14 protein-coding genes are annotated in these 16,249 nt (G+C 71.1%); 5 read left to right on the forward strand and 9 right to left on the reverse strand.

The annotated features are described in order from the left end of the window. Positions 1–85 precede the first annotated feature (85 nt). The 3 genes from ABZU75_RS12310 to ABZU75_RS12320 all read right to left on the reverse strand — a co-directional run bounded on the left by ABZU75_RS12310 (position 86) and on the right by ABZU75_RS12320 (position 3,880). On the reverse strand, positions 86–1,543 hold the full coding sequence (locus ABZU75_RS12310; RefSeq protein WP_355552672.1) for an NAD(P)/FAD-dependent oxidoreductase: 1,458 nt from the start codon (positions 1,541–1,543) through the stop codon (positions 86–88). A gap of 446 nt (positions 1,544–1,989) precedes the next feature. After that, positions 1,990–3,447 (reverse strand): NAD(P)/FAD-dependent oxidoreductase, encoded by a 1,458-nt coding sequence (locus ABZU75_RS12315; RefSeq protein WP_355552674.1) that lies wholly within the window; start codon positions 3,445–3,447, stop codon positions 1,990–1,992. A 256-nt stretch (positions 3,448–3,703) separates the two neighbouring features. Next, complete coding sequence (locus ABZU75_RS12320; RefSeq protein ID WP_169750083.1) at positions 3,704–3,880, reverse strand: hypothetical protein; 177 nt, start codon at positions 3,878–3,880, stop codon at positions 3,704–3,706. A 132-nt stretch (positions 3,881–4,012) separates the two neighbouring features. Here ABZU75_RS12320 and ABZU75_RS12325 point away from each other — a divergent pair, with 132 nt between their 5' ends. Then, complete coding sequence (locus ABZU75_RS12325; RefSeq protein WP_350962342.1) at positions 4,013–4,804, forward strand: SURF1 family protein; 792 nt, start codon at positions 4,013–4,015, stop codon at positions 4,802–4,804. 29 nt (positions 4,805–4,833) lie between these two features. Then, the gene (locus tag ABZU75_RS12330; RefSeq protein ID WP_350928141.1) at positions 4,834–5,145 is read left to right on the forward strand and encodes a DUF3817 domain-containing protein; all 312 of its coding nucleotides are present in this window, start codon (positions 4,834–4,836) and stop codon (positions 5,143–5,145) included. A 96-nt stretch (positions 5,146–5,241) separates the two neighbouring features. Here ABZU75_RS12330 and ABZU75_RS12335 read toward each other — a convergent pair whose 3' ends face one another. Then, positions 5,242–5,433 carry a hypothetical protein gene (locus ABZU75_RS12335; protein ID WP_030906954.1) on the reverse strand — a complete coding sequence of 64 codons (192 nt, stop codon included), beginning with the start codon at positions 5,431–5,433 and terminating at the stop codon, positions 5,242–5,244. Between the two features lie 294 nt (positions 5,434–5,727). Between ABZU75_RS12335 and ABZU75_RS12340 the strand changes: the two genes are divergently transcribed. Continuing rightward, positions 5,728–6,648 (forward strand): helix-turn-helix domain-containing protein, encoded by a 921-nt coding sequence (locus ABZU75_RS12340; protein WP_355552682.1) that lies wholly within the window; start codon positions 5,728–5,730, stop codon positions 6,646–6,648. A gap of 15 nt (positions 6,649–6,663) precedes the next feature. On the opposite strand, the gene ABZU75_RS12345 is transcribed toward ABZU75_RS12340, so the two are convergent. The 5 genes from ABZU75_RS12345 to ABZU75_RS12365 form a co-directional block, all read right to left on the reverse strand. Then, positions 6,664–8,031, reverse strand: coding sequence for a hypothetical protein (locus tag ABZU75_RS12345; RefSeq protein ID WP_355552685.1), 1,368 nt, complete (start codon positions 8,029–8,031; stop codon positions 6,664–6,666). Positions 8,032–8,058: 27 nt separating this feature from the next. Further along, complete coding sequence (locus tag ABZU75_RS12350) at positions 8,059–9,612, reverse strand: serine/threonine-protein kinase (RefSeq protein WP_355552688.1); 1,554 nt, start codon at positions 9,610–9,612, stop codon at positions 8,059–8,061. Continuing rightward, entirely contained in the window at positions 9,605–11,323 is a 1,719-nt protein-coding gene (locus tag ABZU75_RS12355) for a hypothetical protein (RefSeq protein WP_355552691.1), read from the reverse strand. The genes ABZU75_RS12350 and ABZU75_RS12355 overlap by 8 nt, the downstream gene beginning before the upstream one ends. After that, entirely contained in the window at positions 11,320–12,969 is a 1,650-nt protein-coding gene (locus ABZU75_RS12360) for a serine/threonine-protein kinase (protein WP_355552694.1), read from the reverse strand. Before ABZU75_RS12360 ends, ABZU75_RS12355 begins: the two co-directional genes overlap by 4 nt. A gap of 261 nt (positions 12,970–13,230) precedes the next feature. Then, entirely contained in the window at positions 13,231–14,079 is an 849-nt protein-coding gene (locus ABZU75_RS12365; RefSeq protein WP_355552697.1) for an arylamine N-acetyltransferase, read from the reverse strand. 326 nt (positions 14,080–14,405) lie between these two features. On the opposite strand from ABZU75_RS12365, the gene ABZU75_RS12370 reads away from it, so the two are divergent. Next, on the forward strand, positions 14,406–15,347 hold the full coding sequence (locus tag ABZU75_RS12370) for a GNAT family N-acetyltransferase (protein WP_355552700.1): 942 nt from the start codon (positions 14,406–14,408) through the stop codon (positions 15,345–15,347). A 130-nt stretch (positions 15,348–15,477) separates the two neighbouring features. After that, positions 15,478–16,167 carry a response regulator transcription factor gene (locus ABZU75_RS12375; RefSeq protein ID WP_326636357.1) on the forward strand — a complete coding sequence of 230 codons (690 nt, stop codon included), beginning with the start codon at positions 15,478–15,480 and terminating at the stop codon, positions 16,165–16,167. Positions 16,168–16,249 lie beyond the last annotated feature (82 nt).

Here is a 16,249-nt window from a genome sequence, read left to right on the forward strand (position 1 = left end):
GGCGGCGGGGGGGGGGGGGGCGGCCGGCGCGGCGGGGGGGGCGCGGCCCCCCCCCCCCCCGCCGGTGGTCCAGACGCCGGGTCGCTCAGAGGATCAGTTCGTAGGCCTCAGGCTTCGGCCTCCGGGTGCGTGCCCAGTACTCGAAGCTGAAACCGGGCCAGATGGTCCTGTTGACGCCGTGCTCGTCGAGATACCAGCTGTTGCAGCCGCCCTCGTTCCAGACTCGCCGGCTCAGTCGGCTCTGGAGGCGGTCGTTGTAGTCGCGCTGCGCCTCGGGGCGTACGTCGATGGCCCTGGCCTTCGTCCTCGACAGCAGGCGCAGGCAGTCGAGAACGTACCGGACCTGGGATTCGATCATGAAGACGACCGAGTTGTGGCCCAGGGCGGTGTTGGGGCCGAGCAGGAAGAACAGGTTCGGGAATCCGGCGGTGGTGATGCCGTAGTAGGCCTCCACGCCGTCCTGCCAGGCCTCCTGGATCTTCCTGCCGTTCCTGCCGATGATCCGCTGGTCCTTCAGGGTGTCGGTGACCTTGAAGCCGGTGCCGTAGACGATCACGTCGACCTCGATCTCCCTGCCGGTGGAGTCGATGATCGAGTTCTCCCGGATCTCGCGTATCCCGTCGGTGATCACCTCGACGTTGTCCCTGACCATCGCCGGGTAGTAGTCGTTGGACAGCAGCATGCGCTTGCAGCCGATCGTGTAGTTCGGGGTCAGCTTGGCACGCAGTACGGGGTCGGAGACCTTGCTGGTCAGGTGGTACAGGGCCGCCCGCTGGTGGGTCTTCATCAGGCGCGGGTCGACGGCGAAGCCCATGGCGAGACTCTCCATCGCCCAGTAGATCGAGGTGCGCAGCGTCCGTGCGGCTCCCGGCAGGGCGAGGAGCCTCTTCGCGCGTGTGGAGAAGACGAAGTCGGGCTTGGGCTGGATCCAGGGCGGCGTCCGCTGGAAGAGGTGGAGTTGAGAGACCCGCGGGGCGATCTGCGGTACGAACTGGACGGCCGATGCCCCGGTGCCGATGACCGCGACCCGCTTGCCGGTCAGGTCCACCGAGTGGTCCCACTCGGCGGAGTGGAACGAGGGGCCCGCGAAGCTCTCACGACCGGGGATCGCGGGGAAGGACGGCACGTGCAGCGCGCCGCCGCCTGAGACCACCGCGTTGGTGGTGAAGGCCTCCCCGTTCTCGATGCTCACCCGCCAGTGACGGGCCGTGTCGTCGTACTCCAGCTCGCTGACCCTCGTGCCGAGACGGAGGTGCGGCTCCAGGTCGTACTTGGCGACGCAGGCCCGCAGGTAGTCCCAGATCTCGGCCTGGCCGGAGAACATCCGAGACCAGTTCGGGTTGAGCTCGTAGGAGAAGGAGTAGAGGTGTGAGGGGACGTCGCAGGTGCAGCCCGGGTAGGTGTTGTCCCTCCATGTGCCGCCCACCTCGTGGCCCTTCTCCAGGATCACGAAGTCGTGGTAACCGGCTTCCTTGAGTTTGATCGCCATGCCGAGTCCGGCGAAGCCGGAGCCAATGATCGTGATGCCGGGGCGCGTGCTCATGCGTCTCCTTGCTGGGTTTCCGGCGGCGCCGGTCCTTCCGCGGTGCCGGGTTCTCCGGCGGCGCGGTTCGCGAAGTCTGGACGGGACGGGTGAGGCGCGGACGCGTGCGGCACGACCGAGGGGAGCATCCAGCTGTGGTTCACGCTATTGGACGCCTTGTTTATGATGGATGGCAGATCTTGTGTGGTCCATACTGGTTGAATATGACGCACCTCACATCGAGGTGATGGGCGTGTCCCTTACTCCAGGAACGCCAAAGGCGGCGGAACCGACCCGGCGCGGCGGTGGCAGCGCGCTGGTGGTGAGCGAGCGAAGGTAGCCGCTCGCGGCGGTACGCACGGACGTCCGGCGGCGCGGTCTCGGCCGCGCCGCCGGTTTCGGTGACCGAGCGGGCGATTGAGCGACCAAGCGGCCGATCCGCCACCGGCCGGTGGGGGGCGACCCCTTCAGCGGATCAGTTCGTAGGCCTCCGGCCTCAGCCTCCGGGTGCGTGCCCAGTACTCGAAGGTGAAGCCCGGCCAGATGGTCCTGTTGACGCCGTGCTCGTCGAGATACCAGCTCCGGCAGCCGCCCTCGTTCCAGACCAGGTGGTTCAGGCGCCCCTGAAGGCGGTCGTTGTAGTCGCGCTGTGCCTCGGGGCGTACGTCGATGGCCCTGGCCTTCGTCCTCGACAGCAGGCGCAGGCAGTCGAGAACGTACCGGACCTGGGATTCGATCATGAAGACGACCGAGTTGTGCCCCAGGCCGGTGTTGGGGCCGAGCAGGAAGAACAGGTTCGGGAACCCGGCGCTGGTGATGCCGTAGTAGGCCTCCACGCCGTCCTGCCAGGCCTCCTGGATCTTCCTGCCGCTCCTGCCGATGATCCGCTGCTCGTCCAGCGCCTCGACGACCTTGAAGCCGGTGCCGTAGACGATCACGTCGACCTCGATCTCCCTGCCGGTGGAGTCGATGATCGAGTTCTCCCGGATCTCCCGCACCCCTTCGATGATCAGCTCGACGTTCTCCCTGCCCAGTGCCGGGTAGTAGTCGTTGGAGATCAGGATGCGCTTGCAGCCGATCGTGTAGTCGGGGGTGAGCCTGGCGCGCAGCGCCGGGTCGGGGACCTGCTTGGCGAGGTGGCTCAGGGCCATCCTCTGGTGGACCTTCATCAGCCGCGGGTCGACGGTGAAGCCCAGCGCGCGGGTCTCCAGCACCCAGTAGATCGAGTTGCGCAGCGCCCTGGCGGCGCCGGGCAGGCCGAGGATCCGCTTCGCCCGGGGGGAGAAGGGGAAGTCGGGCTTGGGGTGGATCCAGGGAGGCGTGCGCTGGAAGAGGTGGAGGCGGGAGACCTTCCCGGCGATCTGGGGGACGAACTGGATGGCCGAGGCGCCGGTGCCGATGACCGCGACCCGCTTGCCGGTCAGGTCCACCGAGTGGTCCCACTCCGCCGAGTGGAAGGAGGGGCCCGCGAAGCTCTCGCGGCCGGGGATCGTGGGCAGCGAGGGCACGTGCAGCGCGCCGATGCCCGAGATCACGGCGTTGGTGGTGAACGGCTCCTCTCCGGCGACGCTCACCCGCCAGTCGCGGGTCGTGTCGTCGTACTCCAGCCCGACGACCTCCTTGCCGAACCGCAGGTGCTCCGCCAGGCCGTACTTGTCGACGCAGGCGCGCAGGTAGTCCCAGATCTCGGCCTGGGGCGCGAACATCCGCGACCAGCCGGGGTTGAGCTCGTACGAGAAGGAGTACATGTGCGAGGGGACGTCGCAGGCGCAGCCGGGGTAGGTGTTGTCCCGCCAGGTCCCGCCCAGGTCGCCGGCCTTCTCCAGGATGACGAAATCGTGGTATCCGGCTTCCTTGAGCTTGATCGCCATGCCCAGTCCGGCGAAGCCGGTGCCAATGATCGTGATCCCGGGATGCGTGCTCATGCGATCTCCTTGCTGACCTCTGCCGTCGGCGACCTCTCGGGCGGCACGGGCTCTCCGCCGGTTCCGGCTGCGGCGATGAGAGCGTTCCGTGCTCGTTACTATTAGATTCCGTGTCTAATTTAATGAGCGGTGGTCGCGCCGTCCATACGCGTGGCGCGGTGAGCCTCCTCACACCGACCGGTCGGCACGTTCCCGTCGTCAGGGAACGCGAAAAGCGCCGAGGGCGGTGCCGTCGGCGCTCCGGACTGTTCGGTTGTTAGAGCAGCAGGTATGCGGCCACAACGACGATGACCAGCACCGCGACCACCACGGCCGCCGTGATCGGCAGGGCGAGCGACCGCTTCTCGGGGGCGGCCTCCGGGTCCTTGCGCTGGGCGAACGCGCGGAATGCCTGGGTGTTGCCCGCGGGGTCAATCTGCTGAGGATCAGACATGGGGATGACTTTAGCGATATCGGTTGCCTCCCCAACACTGATTTGTCCACTTTCACGGGAGGCTCGTTCTCGCGCCGGGCCGAGGCGGGTGCTGAAGACCGGACCGCCTACCGGGGCGGATAGCGTGGTGTCATGCTCCGCATCCTGTTCTCCGCCCGCGTGGTGGTGCTCCACCTGCTCGCGATCGGAGCCCTCGTCGTGTGCGGGCTGCTGGGCAGGTGGCAGCTCGGCGTCTTCGAGGAGTCCGGTGGGCCCCGGGCGTCGGTCGACCCCGCCCCCGTGGCGGTCGCCACCCTCACCGCACCCGGAGAGCACATGACGGCCGACGCGGTCAGCCGCAGGGTGACCGCGGAAGGCACCTACGACGCCTCGAAGCAGCTGCTGGTGGCCGAACGCGACGGGGGCCTGTGGCTGCTCACGGCGCTCGATCTCGGCGACGGAACCTTCGTTCCCGTCGTGCGTGGCTGGGTGGCCACGGCGCAGGATCCCGCCGTGGCGGCCGTGCCGGAGGGTAGGGTGACCGTCAGCGGGCGGCTGCAGCCCTCGGAGGCCACCGACAGCGTCCAGCGCCGGACCCGGCAGCTGCCGCAGGGGCAGGTGCTGACCGTGTCGTCGGCCGAACTGATCAACCTCTGGCGGGACACGAAGCTGCGTAACGGGTTCGTGGTGGCCGCCGAGCAGTCACCGGCTCCCGCGGTCGCGGCCAAGCCGGTGAACGTCCCCCCGCCGACCCAGTCCGGGGTGCTCACCTGGCGCAACCTCGCCTATGCCGCCCAGTGGTGGATCTTCGGGCTGTTCGCGGTCTTCATGTGGTGGCACTTCGTACGCGACGCGCTGCGCGGCCGCGCGCGGGAGGACACCCCCGACCCCGCTCCCGACGCCGCTCCGGAAACCCCCGCTCTGCCCGCTCGCACCGTTCCGTGAACCGAACCCCAAGACCGAGGTAACCGACCGTGGAATCCGCTCTCAAGCCCTTTCGCATCCTGGCGTACATCGTCGGCGTGATGCTGCTCGTCCTGGTCACCTGCATCGTGCTCAGGTACGGCTTCGGCATCGAGGAGCCCTCGAAGATCGTCTCCCCGATCCACGGCTTCCTCTACATGCTCTATCTCGTGGCCGCGATGAACCTGGGCATGAAGGCGCGCTGGACGTGGCCGTACATTCTCGGGGTGATGCTCGCCGGCACCGTGCCGCTGCTCTCGTTCGTGTTCGAGCGCAAGGTCACCCGCCGGGTGGAATCGGAGCTGGTGACCGCCACCGCCTGACCGGCGGCCCCTCACGGTCCCCCGCAGGCCCGGCTGTCGCGACCCCGGAACGTGGGCTCGCGAGGCCGGGCCTCGACGGGTGGGACGGTCTTCGCGTCAGCGGCCGAGACCGCGGCGTCGGGCGCGCTTGAGCCGCTCGCGCTGGGACGGGTCGAGCATCAGGTAGCCGACGACCGGGGCGACGACGACGCCCAGGAGGATCAGCAGCGTCAGGAAACCTGGCAGGAACAGCCACGACAGGAACACCACTGCTCCGGCGCCGATCGCGTACTTCTGGATTGGCGACATCCTCAACATCCTCCGAACGCGGGGCGGACGCCCCGTCTATTTTCATTGTGCGTCGCCAGTCCAACGGTTGGACCTGCCGCGCGGTTCCAACCGAGATATATCGTGATTCCCGCTGCTCCGCCAGTGCCCTGAGCACCGCCACGCCTGCTCTGGGCGCCCCGGCACGTTCCGTGACCGTGGTCCTGCCGGGGATCGCGGCGGCCTGTCCAGATAGTGGTGGATTGGCGGTTTCGCCGGAGGCCGGAACGATCATGTTTACCGGGAACGACCACGCGACCATCTGGAGGACACGTTGTGGACGGCGCTGAGCGGGAGCCGGTGCGAGCCGAACTCGGTGCGATCGGGCAGGCGCTGGCGATCCTGGGAGACCGGTGGGTGCTGCTGATCCTGCAGCGGGCTTTCCTGCTGCGGATCCGGACCTTCGCGGGCTGGCGCGACGCACTGGGCATCTCCGAGTCGGTCCTCGCGGCCAGGCTCAGGGAACTGGTCGACCACGGCATCTTCGAGCTGTCGGCGTACCGCAACGGCCGCACCCGCTACGAGTACCGGCTGACGGAACGCGGGCTCCGGCTGTGGGCACTGCTGGTGGCCATCCAGGCGTGGGAGCGCGACTGGGTCTCCCCGGGGCGCTTTCCCCCGCTGCTGCACGAGCTGTGCGGTCAGGACGCCGAGCCCCGCCTCGGGTGCGGGGTCTGCCTGGAGCCGATGAGCGCCCGCGACACCAGGACCGAGCCGGGGCCGCAGGCCGCCTTCTCCCGGATCGGCCCGCCTCGGCGGCACCGCCGCACGGTCCGCTCCGGAACCCCGGCCGACCTGATCGGCTACTGCCCGGCGTCGATGGAGATCCTCGGCGACCGGTGGAGCACCAGCGTGCTGGCCGGGGCGTTCCTCGGCACCCGCCGCTTCGTCGACTTCCAGTCCGGCCTCGGCATCGCGCCCTCGGTGCTCACCGACCGGCTGCGCCGCTTCGTCGAGCTGGGCGTCTTCGAGCCCCGGTCCGACGGCTCCTACCGTCTCACCGACCGGGGGCTGGCCTTCTTCGAGGTCTTCGCCCTCCTGGTCGACTGGGCCCAGCGCGAGCTCCCCGCCTCCGAGGGTTCGGCCCTGTCCATCACCCACCTGCGCTGCGGCGCGGCCTTCCGGCCGGTACTGCTGTGCAGAGCCTGCGGCCGGCCACTCGAACGCCGCGAGGTCCGCTTCCTGCTGCCCGGCTGAGGTCCGGACCGGGGCTCAGCTCTCGCGGCTGAGCCTTTCGAGGATCCACCGGGTGGTCTTGAGTGCTCCCTCTCCGGTGGTGCCGTTGGCGTCTTCGGGGACGCCGCGCTGGTACTGGACGATGATCACGAGGTTGGCCGCGCGGAAGCCCACGGAGCTGTTGTAGGTCAGCTGGTTGGTGACCTCGTTGCGGTATGCCTCGGAACCGATCCCGGCCAGTGCCTCCACCGGTTTGACGTGGGTGAGGGGAGCTCCCACATCCGTCCTGGTCCGTTCGCGGGTCTCCTTGAGGAACCTCGCGTAGTTACGCCGGGCAGCCTCGTCGGAGGTGAAGCCGAAGGCGGAGATCCACAGGGTGTACCTCAGGTTCGGAGGCTGCCCGGAGTCATTGGTCTTCCATTCGCACTCTTTGCCCTTCTTTGTGGGAGTGGTGTCCAGTGCCAGGTCGTCCGCCTGCTTGGTGGAGATGAGCGCGCAGGGGTCGGGCGTGCGCGCGAAGGCGGTGGGCAGCGCGACCGGCGTGGACCCCGCAGTGGACCCCGCAGTGGACTCGGTGGCGCGGGGCCAGAACCAGTAGGCGGCGCCCAGGAGGAGCACGGCGAGGGCGGCGGCAGCGGCGGCGAGGACAGGCGTCCTGCGGGGGCCGCTGCGGACACCGGGATCCCCGTGTCCGCCGTGGGCGGGCCGGGGGGCGACCCGCTCCAGGGTCAGCCGTACCGAGGTGGCGTCGGGCCGGTGGCCGGGCCCGGCGGCGAGCAGTTCCTCGACCAGCGGGGCCAGCGGGCCGGAAGCCGTCGAGCCGCTGCCGGGCTCGGCCAGCGGCGCACCGTCCGCCGTCAGCGGAGCCGGACGGGAACCGGTGTGCGGAGCCCGGCCCTCGACGGCGGTGAACAGGGTGGCGCCCAGGTCGCGCAGCTCGTCGGCGGACCCGAGGGCGGCGACGCCGGTCAGCACCACCCGCCCGTCGGGGGCGAGCAGCACGCTGTCGGGAGCGGCGGCCAGGTGGACGCCCAGCTCGCGGGCGGCGGCCAGCGCGTCCAGCACGCGGAGCCCGATCTCGGCCGCCCGCTCGGCGGGGAGCGGGCCGTCCGCCCGGACGGACTGGAGCAGCGAGCGCCCCTCGACCGACTCCATGATCAGCCACAGCCGGTCGGGACCCGAGATCACGTCGTGCAGGGCGGTGACGCCAGGGTGCCGCAGGCCCGCGGCCGCGCGGATCTGGTCGAGGAGGCGGTCGCGGGACGGTCCGGGCGGCGGCAGCGGCACCTCGGAGATCGTGACGTCGCGGCGGAGCAGTTCGTCGCGCGAGCGCCAGCTCGTGCCCGCGCGGTCGCGGCGCTCCAGCAGGCGGTAGCGCCCGGCCAGGAGACTGGGATCGGTCACGCGAACCCTCCCGTCGCGGCGCGTTTCTCAGTCACGGCTGTTCAGCTCCTCGGAGACCTGGCGCGCGATCTTCAGAGCATCCTGCCGCAGCGCGGTTCCGGCACGCTTTCCCATCTCCGACAGGTTGACCTCGACCAGCAGGTTGCTCACCCGGAACCGGATCACGGAGTGGATCCGGTTCAGGGCGACCACGTCGTAGGAGAACGCCTCCGCCCCGACCCGGCCGATGTTCCTGAGCGGGCCGGTGGAACCCAGGAGGCCGTTGCCCTGGTCGGCGACGACCGAGGTGCGTTCGGAGACGAAGAACGCGTGAGCGGTGTCAGGGCCGCTCTTGCCGGGGGTGGGGGCCTTGTGACCGACCGCGATTCGCAACCTGCGGTCGGTACGGTTGTCGCCCAGGGGATCGTCCCAGCTGCAGTAGGGCTCACTGTTCTGGGTGGCCTTCATGGACAGCGGCGACGCGCTCGGCACCGCGACCTCGACCTGGGGTCCGGTCAGCAGCATGCACGGGTCGGGGGCGGTGGCGAACCGCCCGGCGTTCGCCGCCCGCGACGGTGCCTCGGGGGTCTCCGGCCCGCCCATGGTCAGCAGCACCGTACCGGCCACCGCCGCCGCGACCACGGCCAGCGAGGCTCCGACGATCAGGCCGGTACGGCGCGGTCTGGCCGGTGCCGGAGCCGTGGCCTGGGGTGCCGCGGCCTGGGGCGGCGGAACCTGCGGTCCGGTCGCCGGGGAGAGCGGTCCCGCCGGCAGTCCCTGGGCGACCTGCCGCAGCGCGGCGCGCAGCCCCGACTCTCCCGGGCGCTGCCGGGGATCCTTGGCCAGCATGGCCAGGAGTACGGGAGCCAGCTCCCCGGCCCGGGAAGGAAAAGGGGTCTCCTGGGTGAGTACCGCACCGATGGTGGCGACCGGTGTGTCGCGCCGGAAGGGCCCCTGGCCCTCGACCGCCGCGTACAGGGTCGCGCCCAGGGACCACAGGTCGGCGGACGGGCCGTCGCCGGTGCCGCGCAGCCGCTCGGGGGCGATGTAGCCGGGGGAGCCGACCAGCGCGTCCGGTGAGGTGAGCTGGGCGTCGCCCTCCACCGCGGCGATGCCGAAGTCGGTCAGCAGCACCCCGCCGTCCTGGGCGAGCATGATGTTGGCCGGTTTGACGTCGCGGTGCATGATGCCCCGGCTGTGCGCGAGTGCCAGCGCGTCCAGCACGGCCAGGCCGATCACGGCCACCCGGTGCGGCGGCAGCGGCCCGTCGGCGCGGATCGCGTCGTCCAGCGAACGGCCCCTGACCAGGTCCATCACGATCCACGGGCGGCCGTCCTGGGCGATGACGTCGTGGACGGCCACGATGGACGGGTGCCCGAGCCTGGCGGCGGCGCGGGCCTCGCGCATGGTGCGCTCCCGCATCTCGTCACGGTGCTCCTGAGGCAGGTGCGGGGCGAGCGTGACCTCCTTGATCGCCACCTCGCGGTGGAGGAGCTCGTCACGGGCCCGCCACACCACGCCCATCCCGCCCGCGCCGAGCCGTGCGAGCGCCCGGTAGCGGCCCGCCAGTACAGGCAGCGGGCCGGCCGCCGGGTCAGCCATCGGTCTTCAGGGACTCGGTGAGCCAGCGCGCCGCCTGCAACGCGCCTTCGGCGATCTTGCCGTCCGGGTCCTCCTTGACGCCGCCCCGCTCGTACTCGACCTCGGCGATCAGGTTGCTGATCCGGAAGACCACCGTCGTCTTGTAGGAGCCGCCGTACAGGGTGATGGGGTTGTAGCCGCTGGAGGTGAACGCCTCCTCGCCGATCCCCCGCAGGTCCTTGGGCGGGAGCGGCTTGGGGGTGGCGAACTGGCCCTTGTCGAGGATGTCCTTCTTCTTGCCGGCCAGGTACTCCTTCGCCCTCGCGACCTCCGACCCGTTCTGCTTCTGGGCGATCAGCCGGACCCGCAGGTCGTACTTCTCCACGTTGGGCTTGCGCCAGTCGTGCCGGTTGAGCCAGTCGCACGCCGAGTGTTCGACCTCCGAGCTGTTGAAGCCCGGTACCAGCTGGTTCACCTGCCTGTCGTCGAGCAGGCCGCAGGCCCGGGGCGCCGCGGCGAAGCGCCCCTTGGCCCCGGAGGGTTCGGCGGAGATGTCGTCGTCTGCGTTGGCGAGCACCGAGGTGAGCAGGATGCCGATGCTGACCGCCATGCCGAAGAGCAGCGCCCCGGTCAGCGCCACGACCGGCCGGGGCACGAGTATCCCCGTCGCCCGGGTGGAACGCTCGGTGGGCTCGTCCGCCGTCTCTCTCGCCGCGTCGGGGACGGAGGCCGGCTCGCGTGAGGTGGGGGCGTCCGGGGGGTTGGAGGGGGATGGCGGGGCACCGTGCTGGTAGGGCGGGCCCTGGGGCAGGCCCTGCCAGGCGGCCGGTGTGTCCAGGGGAGGGAGCGGGCCCTGCCAGGTGGTCGGCGCGTTCGGAGAAGGGGGCGCGGCCTGCTGGGGGGCCGGGACGTCCTGGAGGGTGAGTCCGGCGGTGACGGCGGATATCTGCTCGGTCAGGTTCTTCCTCAAGGGCGCGGTCACCTCCGCCTCGGTGACCGGAACGGTCCCGCCCTCCTGCCCTGTGGAGGGTGCTCCGAGGCCGCCCGGCGGTTGGGGGGCCGGTACCCCGGCGGCCGGGAGGGTCGCCTGCCCGAAGGCCGCCGGTGCCCCTGGGGCGGCGGGGACGGAGACCGCGGGGCCCGCGGGGCCGGAGACCTGGGAGGGCGCACCCCCGGGGGGTGGTGAGGCGAGAGGTTCTGGACGGTGCTGGGAGACGTCGAGCAGGATCTTGCGCAGGGTGTCCGGGTCGGGCCGCTGGGTGGGGTCGCCCGCGAGCAGCCGGAACAGCACGGGCGCGATCGGGCCCGCGTTGTCCAGGGAGCCGCCCGGCGACGGCGGGCGGCCCTCGACGGCGGTGTAGAGGGTCGCGCCGAGCGACCACAGGTCGGCGGCGGGGCTGGTCACGCCCTCGGGAGAGGTGAAGAGCGAGGACGGCAGGGAAGGCGGGGCGAGGATGATCTGCTCGTACGGGCCGAGCAGCACCGAGCTCGGCCGTACATCCCCGTGCAGCATGCCCTGTCTGTGCATCACCACGAGCTGGTCCAGCACGGCCACGCCGACCACCGCGGCCCGCTGCGGGGGCATCGGCCCGAACCGGGTGATCACCTGCTCCAGCGAGCTCTGCTCAAGCATGGGCGGGACCCCGGCTCCGGCGATCCCCGGCCCCGGCGCGGGAGCGGTGTGCCCGCCCGCGTGCCTGCCCTGCGATAGGGGGACGTCTGGATGGTTCATTCGCCCGCTTTCTGGTTGTTCAACGCGTTCGCGACCCACGTCGCGGCTGTGTGGGCGCCCGCCTGGATCGCCGGGCCGTCCTTGCTGCCGTCCACCACGGTGTAACCGACCTCCAGCACGAGGCTGTCCACGCGGATGATCACGTAGCTCTGCTCCAGCCTGCCTGTCATGCGGTTCTCGTAGACGTCGTAGCCGAACGACTCCTCCCCGACGGGGGCCACGGCCGTCGGCGCCGTGGAGCGGGCGGAGCGGACACCGGCCTGGATCTCCGGCCAGCTCCAGGCGCTCTCCCCGCTCGGTATGGCGCCCTGGCGCTGGTTCACGAACAGCTCGTGGGCCTGCCGGGGGCTCCTGCCCCACTGTTTGTTGGTACCGGGGAGACGCACTTCCAGTCCCATGCCCCTGGCCGCCCACTGGCAGCCCCCGTCGTTGGTGGGCTTGCCCTCGCCCGCCAGCGCGGGCAGCAGTTGCCTGGCCCTGGTACCGGGGATGAGCTCGCACACGTCCACGGGGGTGCTGAAGGCGCCGGGACTCTCGCTGAGCCTGACCACCCTCTCGGCGGACGTCGGGTCCGAGGTCAGCAGGAACGTCACCCCTAAGGTGACCCCGATGACCGCCGCGATCCCGGCCATCTCGGCGGCGGCCCATCGCATCGCACGCCCCCGGCCCGGCTCGGGTGGCCGTACCGGGGCGGGAACGGGGTCGGTGACGGCAGGGATGGCGTGGTCGGCGGGCGGCGGAGAGAGGTGCGGTGCGGCGGCTGGAATCCCGCCGACCCCGCCGACCCCGCCGACCCCGGCGGCTCCGGCGGCTCCGGCGGGCGTATGGCCGGTGGCCAGCTCCGCCAGGGAGCGGGCGACGGCGTCGAACGACGGCCGGGCCTCGGGAGCCGGGTCGAGCATGAGCATCAGCAGCGGGCCCAGCCCGCCCGCGCGCTCCGGCGGCCTGGGCGGCTCGGTGAGCACCCGGCCGATCGCCGCGATGGGGGTCTCCGCCGGGTGCGGCGGTATCCCCTCGACGGCGAAGTAGAGCGTGGCGCCGAGGGACCACAGGTCGGAGGCGGGGCCGCCGCGCTCGCCGCGCAGCTGTTCCGGCGCGATGTAGTTGGGCGAGCCGATCAGGTGGCCGGTCCGGCCCGAGGTGACCTCGCCGTCGACGACCGCGATGCCGAAGTCGGTGAGGACCGCCTTGCCGGTCCTGGCGAGGAAGACGTTGCCCGGTTTCACGTCGCGGTGGACCACCCCGGCGGCGTGGGCGGCGCCGAGCGCGCTGAGGATGCCCACGCCGATCCTGGCCACCTGGTGCACCGGCAGCGGGCTCCGGTCGCGGACCGTCTGCTCCAGGGACGCGCCCGACAGCAGCTCCATGACGAGCCAGGGCCGTTCCTGGTCGATGACCACGTCGTGGACGGTCACGATCGAGGGATGCTTGAGCCGGGCGGCGAGGTTGGCCTCGCGAAGCGCCGAGGCGAGGACCTCCTGCCGCCTGGCGGGATCGAGGTCGGGCGGGAGCCGCACCTCCTTCACCGCCACGTCACGGCCGAGCATCTCGTCGGCGGCGAGCCAGACCGTGCCCGCCCCGCCCTCGGAGAGAGGGTTGAGCAGCCGATAGCGGTCCGCCAGCACTTGAGTGTCGATCCTGCTCACCCCGTTCGCTATCCCATCGCGGACAGCAACATAGTCACTTAGCGGCACATGAACCAATGAAAAGGGATTCCGCCTGCCGCATTGAGCCCTGGTTTCCGCTTACGCGGTGTCATGGGCATCCTCACAACGCGATGGAGCCGGGACCGGGCGCCCGCACATTTCGATCGATCGAGCGTGCCGCCGACGGCCTGGAGCTGAGATCAGGCGCTCGTACGGGTGGGGGAGGTCATGTCTCCCGGTTCGACCGAGCCGCCGCTCGAATCATTGGAAATCAGACCATCTCTCGTGGGCGGTCCACAGGCGCTGCCAGAGTTTGGCGCGTTCGGCAGAGGTGACGTCGGACAGATGGAGGGCGAAGACGTCGGCCAGTATCTCGAAGTAGTCACGTTCGGTCTGCGCGGTCAGGGTGTGCTCGCGGTCGCCGACACGGGTGAGGACCAGGCCCCGCATCGCGTCGACACCGCTCGCGTCGCGCCGCTGGACCGTGGCCACCCGGACGAAGCCCGACTCGGGGGAGGTGGACAGGAACTCGTGCATCGCGGCGAACTCCGACATCTCGGCGGGTCCGATGCGGAAGTCCATGCCGAGGAAGCCGCCGCGCGGGTCGTGGTCGAACCGCCATCCGCCGGGCTCCACCTCGGAGGGGCGCAGGCCGTAGGTGAAGGGGCCCTGCCGGTAGGTGCCCTCGACGAGCGGGAGCGGGTCGTGGATCGCGTCGCCGAGGCCCTGGTCGACCAGCCACTCGCCTTTGGGGTTGTCCGGGCAGGACAGGCCGGAGACGGTGAGTACGAGATGACCGCCGTCTATGTTCGGCGACCCCTCGGCCTTGCCCTGCACCCCGCCCACGTGCCTCCTCACCCGGTAGCCGAGCGCCTCCAGCAGCAGGGAGAACGCCCCGTTGAGGTGGTAGCAGTAGCCGCCCCGGCCCCCGATGATCCGCGCGGCCGACTCCGCGGGGTCGACGGTCGTCGGCCGGCCCAGCCAGATCTCCAGGCATTCGTACGGCACTCGCTGCACGTGTGCCCGGTGTAGCAGGTGCAGTGACTCCACGCTCGGGGGTCCGTCGACCCTGACGCCGATCCTGCGGAGGTACGCGGTGACATCGATCACTCCGTCACGGTAACGCCGGAACGGTCGTGGACCTAGCGATGCCGGGGCGTGGCGCGTCCGGTGAGGGCAGGCACGGCGCACGGCCCGGGTACCGACACGGCCGGCGCCGGGGGTAGGCCGTATGGCGCCGGCCACCCGGTCGCCGGTCCCGCCGGGACGATGCCCGTTTATCCGGTTGAGGATGGGACGGGCACATCGGTAGCCTGGCCGTCCCTTCGAGCGTGAGGAGGTGAGGAGCACATGTTCGCCGCCCTGGTCACGCGCTCCCGCCTCGGGCGACAGGCCGCCTGAGACCCGGGAAGCGCACCCGCTTTCTGGAGCTTTCCTTGTCCGAACTGCTTTTCCGTCCGCTCGACGCGGACGAGTTCGACCTGTTCCACCGTTACGGCGCGCTGCCCGCCTCCGGCGTGGGCGCCCGCAACCTGCCCTTCGACAAGCTCGACTACCGGTCCGGATGGGTCTGGGTCGCGCTGCGCGGCGACGAGGTCGTCGCCAGGGCCGGATTCTGGGGGCCTCCAGGCTCCGAGCATCCCTTCAGCCTCGACTGGTTCGACCCCGGGTTCGGGCCCGACCGGGTCGAGGTGGGCGCCGCCCTGCTGCGGGCCGCGTACGCGGCGCTGGTCACGCCCGGGTACGCCACGCCGTCCGGCACCCGGCCCGACTACCACCTGTTCCTGCCCGCCGACTGGCGTGAGCGTCCCGACGCGCTCGCCGACGCCTCCGACCGGATCGCCGCCGCCGAGCGGGCCGGGTTGCGGCAGTCCGTCGAGCGGCTCAACCTGCGCTGGTCTCCCGAGTACGGCCTGCCGCCCAGGCCCGCCCGGCTCACCTTCGCCCCGGTGGACGACGACGAGGTGATGCTGGACCTGCTGGCACGCGTCACCGAGGGCAGTCTCGACGACTGGGACCGGCGCCACCTCGCGGAGCAGGGCGCGCGGGCGACGGCCGAGCAGACCGTGACCGACGTCGCGAACATGCCGGGCGGGCGTGGCCGGTGGCGGCTCGCCCGTGACACGTCGGGGGAACTCGTCGGCGTCGTGATGCCCACCCGCAACTCCAGGAGCGCCACGATCGGCTATCTCGGGGTGGACCCGGCCCACCGCGGCCATGGCTACGCCGACGACCTGGCCATCGAGGCGTTGCACATCTTCAGCGCCGAGGGTGAGCCCGAGGTGAACGACAACACCGATGTGGGCAACAAGCCGATGGCCGCCTCGTTCGCCCGGATCGGCTACCGGATCACCGGCCGCCGCCTGATCCTCGCCTGACCTCCGGCCCGGGCGGGGCCTTCGATCTCGCGGAGGTCCCGCCCGGTGGCGATGGCGAGCCTGGTGAGTGCGCAGAACCTTCACAATTCACCGCAGGTCTTCTGCACGGCTCCGGTCTACGCTGCCGAGCATGGCAACCCCTCAGCAACGACGTGTCCTCGTGGTCGAGGACGACGAGACGATCGCGCGGGCCGTACGCCACAGGCTGGCCGCCGAGGGCTTCGACGTGCTGGTCGTCGGGGACGGGGAGGCGGCGCTGGTCGCCTACGCGAAGACGGGGCCCGACGTGGTGGTGCTCGACCGGCTGCTGCCCGGCCTCGACGGTCTCGAGGTGTGCCGGCGGATGCAGGCGGCCAGACCGGTCCCGGTGCTCATGCTCACCGCACTGGGCGAGGAGACCGACCTGCTCGTGGGGCTCGGGGTCGGGGCCGACGACTACATGGCCAAGCCGTTCAGCATGCGCGAGCTGGTCGCCCGGGTGCACGCCCTGCTCCGCCGGGTCGAGCGGGCCTCCCAGCTGGCCGTGGCCGACACGGTCATCCGCGTCGCCGACGTCGAGATAGACACCGCCGAGCGCCGGGTCTACGTGCGGGGCGACGAGGCCCAGCTGACCAGGACCGAGTTCGACCTGCTCTGCCGCCTCGCCGAGCGCCCCGGCCAGGTCTTCGAGCGGGAGCGGCTGCTGGCGGACATCTGGGGCTTCTCCGAGGCCGCGGCGACCCGTACCGTCGACAGCCACGTCCGTGCCCTGCGCCGCAAGCTCGGCCCCGGCGTCGTCCGTACCGTTCACGGCGTCGGTTACGCCCTCGTCCGGCAGTGAACGCACGCCCGGGGGCACCCCTCGCCGGCTCAGACCGCCCCGGCGACCTCAGGTTCGCGACCTCCGCTGCGGAACGGAGCAC

It is taken from the genome of Streptosporangium sp. NPDC005286 (assembly GCF_040607515.1).
GTDB lineage: Bacteria > Actinomycetota > Actinomycetes > Streptosporangiales > Streptosporangiaceae > Streptosporangium.

Coding starts and splice junctions, on each gene's coding strand:
- ABZU75_RS12350 (WP_355552688.1), bottom strand. CDS start 9,612: ATGGCTGACCCGGCGGCCGGCCCGCTGCCTGTACTGGCGGGCCGCTAC.
- ABZU75_RS12310 (WP_355552672.1), bottom strand. CDS start 1,543: ATGAGCACGCGCCCCGGCATCACGATCATTGGCTCCGGCTTCGCCGGA.
- ABZU75_RS12335 (WP_030906954.1), bottom strand. CDS start 5,433: ATGTCGCCAATCCAGAAGTACGCGATCGGCGCCGGAGCAGTGGTGTTC.
- ABZU75_RS12315 (WP_355552674.1), bottom strand. CDS start 3,447: ATGAGCACGCATCCCGGGATCACGATCATTGGCACCGGCTTCGCCGGA.
- ABZU75_RS12355 (WP_355552691.1), bottom strand. CDS start 11,323: ATGAACCATCCAGACGTCCCCCTATCGCAGGGCAGGCACGCGGGCGGG.
- ABZU75_RS12320 (WP_169750083.1), bottom strand. CDS start 3,880: ATGTCTGATCCTCAGCAGATTGACCCCGCGGGCAACACCCAGGCATTC.
- ABZU75_RS12325 (WP_350962342.1), top strand. CDS start 4,013: ATGCTCCGCATCCTGTTCTCCGCCCGCGTGGTGGTGCTCCACCTGCTC.
- ABZU75_RS12375 (WP_326636357.1), top strand. CDS start 15,478: ATGGCAACCCCTCAGCAACGACGTGTCCTCGTGGTCGAGGACGACGAG.